This is a genomic window from Micromonospora sp. NPDC049523 (assembly GCF_040676775.1).
Classification (GTDB): Bacteria; Actinomycetota; Actinomycetes; order Mycobacteriales; family Micromonosporaceae; genus Micromonospora_G.
Genome location: NZ_JBFAPP010000001.1, coordinates 243720 through 258574, shown reverse-complemented (window position 1 = coordinate 258574; position 14855 = coordinate 243720). Strand labels below are relative to the sequence as shown.

7 protein-coding genes are annotated in these 14855 nt (G+C 72.9%); 4 read left to right on the top strand and 3 right to left on the bottom strand.

The genetic code is table 11. The features are described 5' to 3' along the window. Nucleotides 1–6: 6 nt before the first annotated feature. Both AB0J90_RS01155 and AB0J90_RS01150 read right to left on the bottom strand, forming a co-directional pair. Nucleotides 7–3165 (bottom strand): amino acid adenylation domain-containing protein, encoded by a 3159-nt coding sequence (locus tag AB0J90_RS01155; RefSeq protein ID WP_363590844.1) that lies wholly within the window; start codon nucleotides 3163–3165, stop codon nucleotides 7–9. Then, a complete protein-coding gene (locus AB0J90_RS01150) occupies nucleotides 3162–6287 on the bottom strand; it encodes an AMP-binding protein (protein ID WP_363590842.1) in 3126 nt (1041 codons plus the stop codon). Before AB0J90_RS01150 ends, AB0J90_RS01155 begins: the two co-directional genes overlap by 4 nt. Before the next feature lie 262 nt (nucleotides 6288–6549). Here AB0J90_RS01150 and AB0J90_RS01145 point away from each other — a divergent pair, with 262 nt between their 5' ends. From AB0J90_RS01145 to AB0J90_RS01130, 4 genes are all read left to right on the top strand, one after another. Further along, nucleotides 6550–6765: an MbtH family NRPS accessory protein gene (locus AB0J90_RS01145; RefSeq protein ID WP_363590840.1), complete on the top strand. Its 216-nt coding sequence runs from the start codon at nucleotides 6550–6552 to the stop codon at nucleotides 6763–6765. Nucleotides 6766–6772: 7 nt separating this feature from the next. After that, the gene (locus AB0J90_RS01140) at nucleotides 6773–8956 is read left to right on the top strand and encodes an HAD-IIIC family phosphatase (protein WP_363590838.1); all 2184 of its coding nucleotides are present in this window, start codon (nucleotides 6773–6775) and stop codon (nucleotides 8954–8956) included. Nucleotides 8957–9077: 121 nt separating this feature from the next. Next, nucleotides 9078–12044 (top strand): BTAD domain-containing putative transcriptional regulator, encoded by a 2967-nt coding sequence (locus tag AB0J90_RS01135; protein ID WP_363590836.1) that lies wholly within the window; start codon nucleotides 9078–9080, stop codon nucleotides 12042–12044. A gap of 429 nt (nucleotides 12045–12473) precedes the next feature. Continuing rightward, on the top strand, nucleotides 12474–13706 hold the full coding sequence (locus AB0J90_RS01130; RefSeq protein WP_363590834.1) for a nucleotide disphospho-sugar-binding domain-containing protein: 1233 nt from the start codon (nucleotides 12474–12476) through the stop codon (nucleotides 13704–13706). Nucleotides 13707–13714: 8 nt separating this feature from the next. Here the strand turns inward: AB0J90_RS01130 and yaaA are convergent, their stop codons facing one another. Next, the gene (gene yaaA / locus AB0J90_RS01125) at nucleotides 13715–14512 is read right to left on the bottom strand and encodes a peroxide stress protein YaaA (protein WP_363590832.1); all 798 of its coding nucleotides are present in this window, start codon (nucleotides 14510–14512) and stop codon (nucleotides 13715–13717) included. Between the last annotated feature and the right edge of the window lie 343 nt (nucleotides 14513–14855).

Genomic DNA, 14855 nt, shown 5'->3' with positions numbered 1-14855 from the left:
GCCTCCTCATTGGACGGTGCCTTCGATCGTGGTGGTGGATTCCTGCGGCGAACTCCCCGCCTGTGTCGAATACGCGGCGACCAGGCCGTTGATGGTCGGCGAGTCGAAGAAGACGTGCAGCGGCAGGTCGATGCCGAGCTGCCGGCGCATCCGGGCGGCGATCTGGGTGACGGTCAGCGAATGCCCACCGAGGTCGAACAGGTCGTCGTCCGGGCCGATGTCGTCGATCCGCAGCACCTGCCGCCAGATCTCGAAGATCTCGCGCGCCACACCGGTGTAGCCCGGCTGTGCTTCGGTCGCCGGATCGGGCCCGGTGCCGGATTCGGCGGGCGGGTCCGGCAGTGCCCGGCGGTCGAGCTTGCCGTTGCCGGTCAGCGGTAGCCGGGGCAGCTCGACGAACAGGTTCGGCAACAGGTACGCCGGCAGCGTCCCGGCCAGGTGCTGGCGCAGCCGAGCGGGCGTCGGATCGGTGCCCCCGGCCCGCCGGACCACGTACGCGACCAGCACCGGCCCGGTGCCCTCCCGGTCGCGCAGCACCGCCGCGCAGTCGAGCACGTCCGGGTGCCGGCCCAGGTGCGTCTCGATCTCGCCGAGTTCGACCCGGTACCCCCGGATCTTGACCTGGTTGTCGATCCGGCCGAGGAACTCGACCTCGCCGTCGTGCCGGTAACGGGCCAGGTCGCCGGTGCGGTAGAGCCGCGACCCCGCCGGCCCGTACGGGTTGGGCACGAAGTGCGCGGCGGTCAGCGCGGGACGGTTCAGGTAGCCCCGGGCCAGGCCGCTCCCGCCGAGATAGACCTCCCCGGCGATACCGACCGGAACCGGGTTCAGCCGACCGTCGAGCAGGTACCGCCGGGTGTTGGCGATCGGTTCGCCGATGCCGATCGTCTCCACCGTCTCGGGCAGCTCCCGGACGGTGGACCAGACGGTGGCCTCGGTCGGGCCGTACAGGTTCCACAACCGTGCCACCCGGCCGCGCAGCTCCCGGGCCAGGGCCGGCGGCAGGGGTTCGGCGCCACTAAGCCCCACCACGTCCGGCTGGTCGAAACCGGCGTCCAGCAGCAGCCGCCAGGTCGACGGCGTCGCGTGTACGTGGGTCACCCCGTGCTGGCGTACGAGGTCGTGCAGCGCGGTCCCGTCCCTGGTCTGGGCCTCGGACGCGAGCACCATCCGGCCGCCGGTGACCAGTGGCAGGAACAGTTCCGGTTTGGACATGTCGAACGCGGCCGAGGCGAGCGCCAGCCAGCCGTGACCGGGCTCCGATCCGAGCAGGTCCCGCATCCCGAGCAGCAGGTTCGCCAGCGCCCGGTGCTCGATCTGCACGCCCTTCGGCTGCCCGGTGGATCCGGAGGTGTAGATCAGGTAGGCCAGGTCGCCCGGGTGCGGGGCGCTGTCGGGGACCGGATGCGCCGGCTCGTCGTCGCCCAGCGGTGCCACGGTGGGGCAGGAGTGGGACAGGCCGGTGGACGGCTGGTCGGTGACCAGGAGCGTCGGTGCCGCGTCGGCCAGGATCGCGTCCAGCCGGGCGGCCGGGTGGTCCGGGTCCAGCGGCACGTACGCGGCGCCGGCCCGGAGCACACCGAGCAGGGCGACCGGCAGAGCCGGGGTACGGCGTACGAGCACGGCCACCCGGTCACCGGGACGCACGCCGTACCCGCGCAGGTGTGCGGCGAGCCGGTCCACGGCGGCCGACAGTTGCCCGTACGTCCAGGTCTGGTCGCCGGAGATGATCGCCGGATCGTCCGGTGCCGCCGCCGCCCGGGCGGCGAACAGCTCGGGCAGGGTCGGCGCGGCGGCGGCTCGCTCGACCGAGGCGGGACGGGACCAGGTGGTCAGCAGGTCGGATTCGTGGTCGTCGACCAGGTCGAGGTCGGCCAGCGGGGTGTCCGGCGCCGCCGTCGCGGCGGCGAGCAGGGTGCCGAAATGCCCCGCGATCCGTTCGGCGTCGGCCCGGTCGAGGGTGTCCCGACCGTACTGGAGGCGCAGCGCGAGCTGCTCCGGGCTGTCCAGCAGTTGCAGGTGCAGGGCGTTGCGGGCGGTGTGGTTGAACGCCAACCACTCGACGTCGGCGGTGAGCTCGGCGAACGGCGGTCGGCTGGGTCGCCGCCGGTAGCTGATCGATACCGGCGCCAGGGCGATCCGTGGCTTCACCCCGGCGGTGGCGCGGGCCAGCGGGACGGCCCGGAACGGGTACCGGTCCCGCAGCGCGGTCCGGGTCGCGGCGACCAGGTCACGGAACGTCTGGTCCGGTCGGGGTGTGCCGGTGACCGGCAACTCGTTGACGAACAGCCCGACACACTCGCGGGTCAGCGGGGTACGGGTGCCGAGGTCCACCGCGACGGTCGGTTCGGTGTTGCCGTACCGGTGCAGCAGCGCCTGCACCGCGGCGAGCAGCACCTCGAACCGGGTGGCGCCGAGCAGGTCGGCGGTGCCGGCCAGCGCGACGCGCTGACACTGGTCGAACAGGTGGTCCACGGTGTCGCCGGGTGCCGCCGCCGGCTGCTGGTGACGCAGGCCGGGCAGCACCACCGGTGCCGGCTCGTGCCAGTGCCGGCCCCAGAACTCGCCGGCCGGGGCGAGTTCGGCGGCGAGCCGGGCCGATTCCGCGCCGGCATGTTCGGCGTACGAGACGGGCAGCGGCGGCAGGTCCGGGGTACGGCCGTCGGCGAAGCCCCGGTACAGCTCGCCCAGGTCGCGGACCAGGATGTCCTTGGACTCGCCGTCGAAGACGAGGTGGTGTGCGACCACCAGCAGCAGGTGCCGCTCCGGCCCGGACGTGAACAGCGTGAACCGGGTCAGCGGCCCGTGCCGCAGGTCGAACGGCCGCAGCGTCTCCGCCCGGACCAGCTCGGCGAGCAGGTTCTCCGCGTCCTCCGCCTCGGTCGAGGGAACCGTGGTCAGGGTGACCCGGGGGCTGATCAGCGCCGGGACCGAGAACAGCTCACCGTCGTGTTCCTCGAACGAGCTGCCGAGCACCGGGTGCCGCGCCACCAGCGCCGCGCAGGCGTCGATCAGCGCCAGCACGTCGAGTTCGCCGTCGAGCCGGATCGGCACCGGCATGTGGTACGCCGAACCGGCCGTACCCAGCCGCTCGGTGAACCACATGCCGTGCTGGGCGGTGGTGGCCGGGCGCCGGTTGCGCCGGGGGATCTGCACCGTGGTCACATCGCCTCCATCAGTTGGGACAGCCGCCGACCGGCCCGGTCCGGTGCGTACGCGCCCAGCCGGACCAGCATCTCAGCTAAACGCTCCATTGTGGACCGATCGAAGGCGTACGAGTTCCAGAGCAACCAGCCGGAGATCGACCCGTCCGGCTGTTCGAGCAGCGCCAACTCCGGTACGCCCAGATCCGGCTCCCCGTTCGGGGTCGGCCAGTCGGCGTCCAGCGCCCGGGGCAGCTCGAACGGCTCCGAGTCCAGCCCCGGGAAGTGGGTCACCCCACCCCAGCTCTCGAACCGCAGCCAGGCGGAGTTCGGGAACCGCGGATAGAACTCGGCGTACGGGTAGTACTGGTGGTCGATCGCGTCCAGTGCGGTGCTCCGTACCCGTTCCAGCAACTCGTCGAAGGTCGGGTCGGCGCGGGCGTCGATCCGCAGCAGCAGCGACTGCACCAGGCAGCCGAGCAGTGGTTCGAACTCCGGCCGGGTCCTGCCCGGCACCGGGGACATCAGCATGATCTCCGGGGCCCCGGTGAACTGGGACAGCACCGCCACCCAGGCCGCCGCGGCCACCATGAACGTGCTCGCGCCCCGGTCGCGGGCGAAGCCGCGCAGCCGGTCGGCGGCCTCGCGGTCGAGCCGGAACTCCAGTGAGTCGCTGCGCAGCCGGACCGCCCGCCGCCGCCCCGGGAACGGCTCGATCTTGGTCGGTGCGCCGTCGAGCCGGCGGGACCAGAACTCGCGGGTGCGGGGCCACTGCTCGCGGGTCCAGCGCACCGCCTCCGGGTACGGCACCGGCAGCGGTGGCAGCACCACCGGGCGGCCGGCGCGCAGGGCCGAGTAGACCAGCCCGAGTTCGCGTAGCAGCACCCCCATCGACCAGCCGTCGAAGACCAGGTGGTGCACGGCCAGCCCGAGCACGTGGTCGTCGGCGTCGAGCCGGACCACCACCGCCCGGACCAGGGGACCGTTGGCCAGGTCGAAGCCGTGTTCGCGGTCGGTCCGCACGATCGTGGCGGCGTGCGCCCGCCGGGACTCGGCGTCCGGGCCGTCGGCCGCGACGACCGTCACCCTCGGTGGGCAGTCCGGTCGCACGTACGCCCGCTGCCCGCCCGCCCTGCCGGCCCTACCCTCGGCGTCGGCGAAGACCGTACGCAGTGACTCGTGCCGGCGGACCAGCAGGTCCAGGCTGCGCCGCAGGAGTTCGGGGTCGAAGTCGTCGAGGATCCGGATCGCCACGCTGATCGGGCCGACGTCACGGGGCTCGTCGGTGGCGTACATCCAGTTGAAGAAGTTCTCCTGCTGCGCGCTCAGCGGCACCTCGTCGTACGCCATGACGGTGTCCGTACCGGTCTGCTCGGGTCGGGTGACCGGGGTGGCGTCGGCGAGCCACCGGGCCTGTGCGTGCAGCACCGGCTGGTCGAAGGCGAGCGACGCCGGTACGGTCACCCCGAAGCTCTCGGTGGCCAGCGTGGCGAGCTGGGTGGCCCGCAACGAGTCGCCGCCGAGGGCGAAGAAGTCGTCGTCCCGCCCGACCTGCGCCGCCGACAGCACCCGCGTCCACAGCGCGCCGAGTCTGACCTCGGTCGGTGTCGCGGGCGGGGTCCGGTGCTCCGGTCGCGTCGCGGCGGTGAACAGTTGCCGCAGTTCGTTCTTGCGCAGCTTCCCGCCGTCGTTGCGGGGCAGCGCGTCGACCAGCAGCAGCCGGGTCGGCCGCTCGTGCGGGGCGAGCCGTTCGGCGAGCCAGCCGCGCAGCTCGGCCGGTTCCACCGGGGTACGGGCCACCACCACCGCGGCGAGCATCGTGCCCATCGTCTCGTGCGGTACGCCCACCACGGCCGCGTCGGCGACCGCCGGGTGCTCGTGCAGGATCGCCTCGACGTGCGGCGTGGAGACCTTGAACGCACCGGATTTGACCAGGTCGCTTTCCCGGTCGACCAGGTGCAGGTAGCCGTCGGCGTCCAGGTAGCCGAGGTCGCCCATCCGTACCCAGCCGTCCCGGAACACCGCCGCGCTGGCGTCCTCGTCGCCGTAGTAGGCGCGGGGCAGGGTGTCCGAGCGCAGGTACACCTCGCCGACCGTGCCGGGCGGTAGGCGTACGCCGTCGGGGTCGCCGATCAGGAGTTCGGCCCCGGCGGCCGGACGGCCGAGCGCGGCCGGGCGGTCCGGGTCGAAGACCACCGTGGTGTGCGCCGGGGCGGCCTCGGTCGAGGTGTAGTTGTTGACGATGGTGGCGTCGGGCAGCGCGGCGCTGAGCGCGCGGGCGACCGCGCCGGGCAGCGGCGCGGCGGTCGAGGCGAGCAGCAGCACACTGGACAGGTCGTGGCGTTGCGGGGTGCCGGTGTTGAGCAGCTCGATCGCCATCGCCGGCACCACGAACACCGTGCCGACCCGGTACGCGGCGACGAGCGCGGCGAACCGTTCCGGGTCGAACCGGGGCAGGACCAGCGCGGCCGGTTGGGCCGCGAGGGCGTGCAGCAGCATGGTCTGGGCGGCGTTGGTGCCCAGCGGGAACGCGTGCAGGAAGTGTCGCGAGTGGGCCAGTGGCCGGCGGCGGGGCCGGGGGAGCAGCCCGAAGGTCAGGTTGGCGTGGCTGGCCGAGACTCCCTTGGGTCGCCCGGTGGTGCCGGAGGTGAAGATGATCTGGGCGAGGTCGGCTGGCTCGACCAGCACGCCGACCGGTTCCGCCGGACCCCGGTCGAGGTCGTCCAGGGTGGCCGTCCAGCCGTCCCGTGGCCGAAGCTCGTCGCCGGTGCCCTGGACCAGGCCGCTGGCCGCGCAGTGGTCGAGCAGGTCCCGCAGCTGTGCCGGGGTTCCGCGTTCGGGCAGCGGGACGGCGACGGCGCCGACCGAGGTGACCGCCGCGTACGCGACCGCGAAGCCGACCCAGTCGGACCCGTCGAAGTGCAGGCCGATTCGGTCACCGCGTCGGACGCCCCGGGCGAGCAGCCCGTGCCCGACCGAGTTGGCGCGGGTCCGCCACTGCCCGAAAGTCAACCGGTCCGGGCCGCCGTCCGGTTCCTCCGAGTGGTCGACAACCAGCGCGATCCGGTCCGGTTCGATCTCCGCGCGGGCACCGAGCAACGCCGGTACGGTGGTGGCGTCGGTGCGCACCGGATGGGTCAGCATGGCGCCCTCTCGTCTGCGTACCTGGTGCTGGTCGACTGCCGCCCCCGCGTGGCACCCACCGTAACGAGCACTTCGTCGATATGTAATTAGTCCTAACAGTAGAGATCACTGTCCTAACAGTTGGGTCCGCTCTCGGGCGTTTTTCCGACCCGCCGACAGACACTTGACAGGCGTCGGGCCGCAATGAAAACGTGCACAGCCACAGTGATCCGTACCGATGGTCATGCCCCGTTCACCCCCCGGATTCGAGGCGGAGCAAACGATGTACGACGAAGACGAGGACACCACCAGCTACGTCGTGGTGATCAACGACGAGGAGCAGTACTCCATCTGGCGCGACGGCACCCCGCCGCCGGCCGGCTGGCGTCAGGTCGGGAAGGCCGGCACCAAGGGCGAGTGCCTCGAGTACGTCGACCAGGTCTGGACCGACATGCGGCCGGCGTCGCTGCGCGCCCGGATCGCCGCCACCTCTGGATGAACCGCGCGTGCTGACGGTACGCGTCGCCGCCTCGTTCACCGCCGAACCACTGGCCGAGGTGCTCCGGTTCTGGGCCGGAGAACTGGCGCTGCCGATGGCGGTCAGCTTCGCGCCGTACGGCCAGGTGTTCCAGCAACTGCTCGATCCCGGTGGTGCACTGCGGACCAACCGCGACGGGGTCAACGTCGTCGCGGTCCGGCTCACCGACCTCGCCGACCCGGACGGGTTCGTGGCCGCGTTACGTGCCGCCGACCGGGAGACGACCGTCCCGCTGCTGCTCGCCATCTGCCCCGACCCGCCCGGCACCGACCCGAGGACGAGTGACGCGGCCGAGCGGACGGTACGCGACGGCGTCACCGGCACCACCCACCTGCGCCTGCTCGGATCGGCCGAACTGACCGGCAGGTACCCGGTCGCCGAGGCACACGACGGCTACGCCGACCGGCTCGGGCGGGTGCCGTACACGCCGGAGTTCTTCGCCGCCCTGGGAACGGCGTTGGTCCGTACGCTGCACGCGATCGTCAGCCCGCGTCCCAAGGTGGTCGTGGTCGACGCCGACAACACCCTGTGGACCGGGATCGTCGGCGAGGACGGGGTCGGCGGCCTCACCGTCGACCGGGACCGCCGGGCGCTCCAGCAACTGCTGGTCGACCAGCGAGCCGCCGGTAGGCTGCTCTGCCTGTGCAGCCGCAACAACGCCGCCGACGTCGACGCGGTCTTCGCCGGCCACCCGGACATGGTGCTGCGACCCGAACATTTCACCGCCACCCGGGTCAACTGGCAGCCCAAGTCGGAGAACCTCCGCTCACTCGCCGAGGAACTCGACCTCGGCCTGGACAGCTTCGTGTTCCTCGACGACAGCCCGATCGAGATCGCCGAGGTCCGCGCCGCGTACCCGGAGGTGCTCGCACTGACGGTCCCGGCCGACGCCGGCCGGGCCCTGGCGTTCCTGCGGCACTGCTGGCCGCTGGACACCGACCGGGTGACCGACGAGGACCGTCAGCGGGGCGCGCGCTACGAGCAGGAGAACCAGCGTCGGGCGCTGCGCGACAGCGGACTGTCGCTGGCAGAATTCCACGCCGGCCTGGCCCTGCGGGTCGACGTCGACCCAGCCCGGCCCGACCAGCACGAGCGGGTCGCCCAACTCACCCAGCGGACCAACCAGTTCAACCTCGCCCCCGTACGCCGGGACGTGCGCGACCTGCGCGCCAGTGACCTGGAGTGCCTGGTGGTGACCGTGGCCGACCGGTTCGGCGAGTACGGCCTGGTCGGCGCCATGCTGTACGCGCACGACGGCGACCTGCTGCGGGTCGACACGTTCCTGCTGAGCTGCCGCGCGCTCGGCCGCGGGGTCGAGCACCGGATGCTCGCCCACCTCGGCAAACTAGCCCTGGACCGGGGCGCGACCACGGTCGAACTGTCGCTCGTCCCCACCGCCCGCAACGGTCCCGCCCGCGCCTTCCTCGCCGAAATCGGCGCCAAGCCGGCCGACGCCAAGCCGGCCGACGCCAAGCCGGCCGACGCCGAGCCGGGCGACGCCGAGCCGGGCGACGCCGAGCCGGGCGACGGCGGGACGGCCCGGGAGGCGAGCCCCGACGGGTCGACCCGGATCGGATACCTGCTGCCGGCGAGCGTGGCTGCCGGCGTACACCATCGACCAGGCGGATCCGACCAGCCGGCGCCGCCCGCGCACGCCACCCACCGACCACCGCCGCCCCCGGCGCAGCCCGACCGGCCGACCCCCGCAGCGCACCTCGAAGCCTGGCGGGTGGTGGAGCGGACCGCGACCACGCTCGCCGACCCGTCCGCGGTCCGGGCCGCGGTGCTCGCCGACCACGGTGTACCGCCGGCCACGGGTGTCGAGGACCCGGTCGAGGCGAGGGTGATGCAGATCTGGGCGGAACTGCTCGCGGTGCGACCCGCGACACCCGAGGACAACTTCTTCGCCCTCGGCGGGCAGTCACTGCAACTGGTCCAGTTCATGGCCAGGGTGCGGCAGGTGTACGCGGTCGAACTGCCGGTCGAGCTGCTGTTCACCCCGGCGTTCACGGTCGCGGAGGTGTCCCGGGAGATCCGGCGGCGCCAGCTCGACGGCGCCGACGAAACCGAGCTGACCGACCTGCTCGCCGAACTGGACCGGCTCTCCGACGACGAGATCGAACTCCTGCTCGCCGAAGAGGACGCTCAGTAACCATCCCGGCCGTTGGGATATGTCGGTGCCGTTCGGTAGAACGGGCCCGTGGACTCCAGCATGGACAATCCTGAGGTGCGGATGCCGTGACACGGGCACGCGAAACATCGGGGGAGGCGTAGTGCGGGTGGCGATCCTGGGGCCGGTCGAGCTGACCGACGGGGGCAGGCTGATTGCCGTACCGGGGCCACAGCTACGGTGCATCTTGGCGATCCTGGCGTCCGAGGCGGGACGAACGGTGCCGGTCGCGCGGATGGTCGACGCCCTGTGGGACGAACCGCCGACGAGCGCGCGGAGCGTACTGCAGGTCTACGTGTCCCGGCTGCGCAAGCTGTTCAGCACGCCGGACACCACGCTGGTCCACTCCGGCGGCGGCTACCGGCTCGACATCGACCCGCAGGACGTCGACCTGCACCGCTTCCGCGCCCTCGTACGCGAGGCCCGCGACAGCGCCGACGTGGCCGTCCGGCGCCGGCTGCTCACCGCCGCGCTGGCCGAGTGGCGGGGCGACGCGCTCGCCGACACCGCGACCGGCCCGCTGCGGGACCGTCTGGTCGTCGCACTGACCGAGGAACGGCTCGCCGCCCTCGAAGACCGGCTCGACGTCGACCTGGAACTGGGCCGCCACCACGACGTCATGGCCGAACTGGCCGCAGCGGTCGCCGAACATCCGGGCCGGGAACGACTCACCGGGGCGCTCATCCTCGCCCTGCACCGATGCGGGCGACGGGTCGAGGCGCTGGAGGCGTACCGGGACCTGCGTGACCTGCTGGTGGAACAGGCGGGCGTGGAACCGGGCGCCGACCTGAGGCACCTGCACCAGCTCCTGCTCAACGACAGCGCCGCGGCAGCCGAGAACCCGACCCCGTCCGCCGTGACACGGCAGACGGTGCCACGGCAGCTACCCGCTGCCCCGACCGAACTCGTCGCGCGCGACCACTACCTGGCCGCACTGGACAACCTGCTCGACGCGACCGGGGCACCGGTGCTGGTCACACTGGTCGGCCCGCCCGGTGTCGGCAAGACCACCCTGGCGCTGCGCTGGGCACACTCCGTCGCCGAACGCTTCCCCGACGGCCAGCTCTACGTCGACCTGCGCGGCCACGCGCCCGACAAACCGGTAGCCGCGCGTACGGTCCTCGCCGGGTTCCTCCACACCCTCGGCGTGCACCCGCAACAGGTTCCCGACAGCGAGGCGGAACGGTCGGCGCTGTTCAGGTCGCTGCTCGCCGGCCGCCGGATGCTGCTCCTGCTCGACAACGCCCGCTCGACCGAACAGGTCCGGCCGCTGCTGCCCGGCGCCGCGGGTTGCCTGGTCGTGGTCACCAGCCGGGCCGAACTGGCCGGTCTGGCCGCCCGCGACGGCGCGCACCCGGTCGCCGTGGTGCCGCTCTCCACCGACGAAGGGCTGGCCCTGCTCCGCCGAATCGTCGGCGACCGGCGGGTCGACGCGGAACCGCCGGCCGCCGGGCGGTTGGTCGAGCTGTGCGCGGGACTGCCGCTGGCGCTGCGGGTGGTGGCGCACCGTGCCGTACGCAGGCCCGGGTTCACCCTGACGGCACTGGCCGAGCAGTTGGCCGACGAGGCGCGGCGGATCGACCTGCTCTCCCCACCCGACGACCCGTCCACCGCCGTCCGGGCGGTGTTCTCCTGGTCGTACCTGGCACTTCCGCCGGCCGCCGCGACGCTGTTCCGCCGGCTCAGCGCCATGCCGGGTGACGATTTCGACGTCCGCGCCGCGTCCAGGGCGAGCGACGACCCGAACCTGGACGAACCACTCGCCATCCTGGTCTCCGGTCACCTGGTCGAGGAGACGTCGATCGACCGTTACCGGCTGCACGACCTGCTGCGGGTCTACGCCGCCGGCCTCGCCAACGGGCAGGAGCGCCGCGACGCCGCCGCCCGGGTGCTCGATTGGTACCTCGAACGCGCCAGCGCCGCCGTCGCGCTCCTGGAGACCGACACCGGCGACGACAAGGCCGGCGGTGAATTCGCCGACCAACGGGACGCCACCGATTGGCTGGAGGTCGAGCGCTCGGTCCTGGTCGCCGTCCCCCGCTTCGCCGCCGCCCTCGGCCTGCACGAGTACGCGTGGCGGCTGCCGAACACGATGTGGCGGCACTGGCTCGCCCGCGGCCTGGTCGACGACCTGACCACCACCCACGAGACGGGACTGTCCTCCGCCCGCCTCGCCGGCGACACCCTGGCGCAGGCCGACCTGCTCAACAGCCTCGGCGCCGCCCACTACACAGCCCGTCGTCACGACGCCGCGCTGGCCGTCTACGAGCAGGCACTGGTGCTGCGCGACGGGCTCGGCGACCAGGCCGGCGCGGCCCGGACGCTGATGAACATCGCGATCGTGCACTACCTCGCCGGCCGCTACCCGGAGGCGGTCGAGCACGGCCTGCGGACCCTGGCGCTGCGCCAGGACCTCGACGACGTGTTCGGCGAGGCCGTGGCACACAACGCGCTGGGCGGATTCCTCCTCCGCCTCGGCGACGCCGCCCAGGCACTGCAACACACCCAACGCGCACTGGCCCTGTTCGACAAACTCGGCTACCGCTACGGCCAGGCGGCGGCAACGCTCAATCTCGGGCACGTCCACCGGCACAACGACGAACTCGACACCGCCGACGGGCACTTCCGGGAGGCGCTCGAACGGTTCCGACCCCTCGGCGACGGGCGGCACATGGGCGAAGCGCTCTGCGGGCTCGGCGGGGTGCGTACCGTACGGGGCGAGTTCGCCGAGGCGCACGACCACCTGAACGAGGCACTCGCGATCAGTGCCGTGGTGGACGACCCGACGCTGCGCGGCGAGGTACGCCACAATCTCGGCCTGCTCCGGCTGGCCGCGGGCGAGCCGGAGGCGGCACTGCGCGACTTCGAGCACGTACGCCGAATCGACGACCGCTACCAGCAGGCCCGTGCGCTGCACGGCATCGCCCGAGCCCGGTGCGCCCTGGGGCAGCACGACATCGCCGTGCCCGCCTGGCGGGCGGCGGTCGACGCGTTCGCCGCGCTCGGCGTGCCGGACAGGGCCGACCCGGACTGTGCGACGTGTTCAGCGGGCGTTAAGCGTCTTGTCTGAGCCGGGCCTTCTCCTGACAGGGCAGGGACGTCGAGCCGCGCGTCCCAGCAGTCAAGGGGGGAAGGCTGTCATGGATCGTCGAGGCATCACCATCAGTGTCGTGGCCACCGACCGGGTCACGAAGAAGGAGTCCGGGCCGCGTACCAGGACCGGCTTCACCTGGAACTAGGCGACACCCGAGGCCGGTCTCTCGTGGGGGCGAGACCGTACCGGGTGTGAGGGTCAGCGCCGGTCCTCAGGGTGCCGGTCCGGGGTGGCAGAGAACCGGCGCTGCCGGCCAATGGGACAACCGGGTACGGGTCGGCAGCCCGTAGGCCGATCGACGCCGGGTGGGGCGGGACGTAACGTGGCGCCCGCGGCGCCGACGGGGCCGGTGGACCGATGTGTCGGCGGGCGGGTCCCGCCCCGCACCGACGAGGAGGCCGCGCGGTGGCAACCGTCCTGCTGGTCAGTCACGGTACCCACGGCGACGTATGGCCGATGATCCACCTGGGCGCCGGGCTGCGCGGCCGGGGCCACGACGTCACCCTGCTCACCCACGCCCCCTACGCGGAACCGGTACGCCGGGCCGGCCTCGGATACGTCCCGATCGACACCCCCGAGGAGTACGCCGCCTACCTCGAGGACGCCCGCCGGATCCTGCTGGACCGGGTCGGGTCGCCGAGCCCGCCGGACCTGCTCGCGCACTACCGGCGGACGAACCTGTTCGGCCAGCTCCGGCTGGAGGTCGAGACACTGCGTGAGCTGGCCGTACCGGGGCAGACGGTGCTGGTCGGCCGGCACACCTCGGGGCTGTCGACGCTGATCGCGGCGGAACTGCTCGGCCTGCCGGTGGCCTGGGCGGCGATGACCCCGGCCCAGCACCTGCTGCTGCCGGTCACCGAACACCTGCACCGGACCGCCCTGGCCGGGCCGATCGACCAGCTTCGGGCGGAGTTCGGGCTGGCGCCGGTCGACGACTGGGCCGCCTGGCTCGGCTCGGCCGACCTGCAACTCGGGCTCTGGCCGCGCTGGTTCGACGCCGCCGGTGACCCCACCCCCGACCGGGTGGCGAAGGTCGGCTTCCTGCTCGACGCCGAAGCCGCCGCCCCCGCCGATCCGGGATCGCTTCCGGCCGAGGTGGAAGAGGCGCTGGCGGGTGAGGTGCCACCGGTCCTGGTCGCCGGCAGCAGCGGACAGATGCTGCTGCACGACTTCTACGCCGCATCGGTGCCCACCGCGCTCGACGCCGGCCGTACGGTGCTGCTGGTGACGCCGTACCGGGAACTGCTGCCGGCGACGTTGCCGACCGGTGTGCACTGGTTCCGCTGGTTGCCGTACCGGGAGGTGATGCCCCGGGCGGCCGTGGTCGTCCACCACGGCGGCACCGGCACGATCGCCCGGTGTCTCGCCGCCGGGGTGCCGCAACTGGTGCTCGCGCACAGCTTCGACCAGCCCGACACCGGCGCCCGCCTGCGCCGGCTCGGGGTGGGGGAGTGGCTGCCGTCGACCCAGTGGGACCCGCCGAGGGCGGCGGCGCTGATGCGCCGGCTGCTCGACGAGCACGGCTACCGGGACCGGGCGATCCGACTGCGGGCCGCCGTCGGCACCACCTCGGTCGACCAGGCCGGTCGGCGGATCGAGGCGCTGGTGACCCCGATCGGCGCGGCCCACCCCGGATAGGACCGCCGCTACAGCTCGCTGACCACGATGTCGAGCTGGCGGGGTTTGCCGGTGGCGGCGGGTTGTTCCTCGACGGTGTACTTCAGGTCGCGCAGCGCCTCCACCAGCTTCGCCGGGCTGCGTGGTGCCGCACCGGCCAGCAACAGGTCGCGGACCAGCCGCCCCTTGGTGGCCTTGTTGAAGTGGCTCACCACGGATCGGCTGCTCACCCCGTTCACGACCTGCTCGTGCAGCACCCGTACGGCGACCGTCCGCTCGGCGGTACGCCCGGTCGGCCGCCACATCGCCGCGTACGCGCCGGAGCGCAGGTCGAGGATCGGCCCGCTGTCGGCGGCCTCGGTGACCACCGGTTCGAGCACCCCCCGCCAGTACGGCGTGAGCCCGCCCACCCCCGGCAGACCGACCCCGATCGCGCACCGGTACGCCGGGATCCGGTCGTCCACCCGGACCACGCCCCAGAGGCCGGAGAAGACCAACGCGGACCGCCGCAGCCGGGTGCGGGCCGCCGGGGTGAGGCTGCCGGTGTCCAGGGCGTCGTAGAGCACCCCGGTGTAGACCTTGGCCGCCGGTTGGGTCGGCGCGCTCCGCAACCGGGCGTTGAGGTCGATCTCCCCGTCCTGCCCCGCGCTCAGCCCGAGGACCGTACGCGCCCGTTCCCGGTCGTCGGCCGCGCAGAGGTCGACCAGTGCGTCCAGCACCCGTTCCCGGCCGGGGTTCAGCTCGCCCAGGGTGAGCGTGTCCAGGTTCAGCGGGCGGCCGGACCGGGGCGCGGTCTTCCCCTCCGAGGGTGGCAGCAGGATCAGCACGACCAGCAGCGTACGGCCCCTGCCCGCAGCCCGGCGCGGGTGGTGAGGGCTCCGGCGCGGCGTCGACCAGCAGAGCCCGGCGGTAGGACGGGCTGCCGGACGGCTGCCGATGACGACCCGGCCGCCGAGGGCACGCCTCCAGGTGCCCCTTTACCGGCTGCCAATGTTGCCGGCGTGTGACGGTGCGGCCGGTTCCGTCGCGATCCGATGTCCCTGCCTGTCACAAATCTGGCGGGGTTCCGCCATGTCCTTGATCCGCCATGGGTCACGCCCGCGAACCGAGCACCGACCGGCCCAGAATCGGCGACGGCGGCGTTCCGGAATGTGCGCCCGCCCGAGGAGG

What these genes read in the sequence shown, in the direction of transcription:
- AB0J90_RS01150 (WP_363590842.1), bottom strand. Translation starts at nt 6,287, where the DNA reads ATGCTGACCCATCCGGTGCGCACCGACGCCACCACCGTACCGGCGTTG.
- AB0J90_RS01145 (WP_363590840.1), top strand. Translation starts at nt 6,550, where the DNA reads ATGTACGACGAAGACGAGGACACCACCAGCTACGTCGTGGTGATCAAC.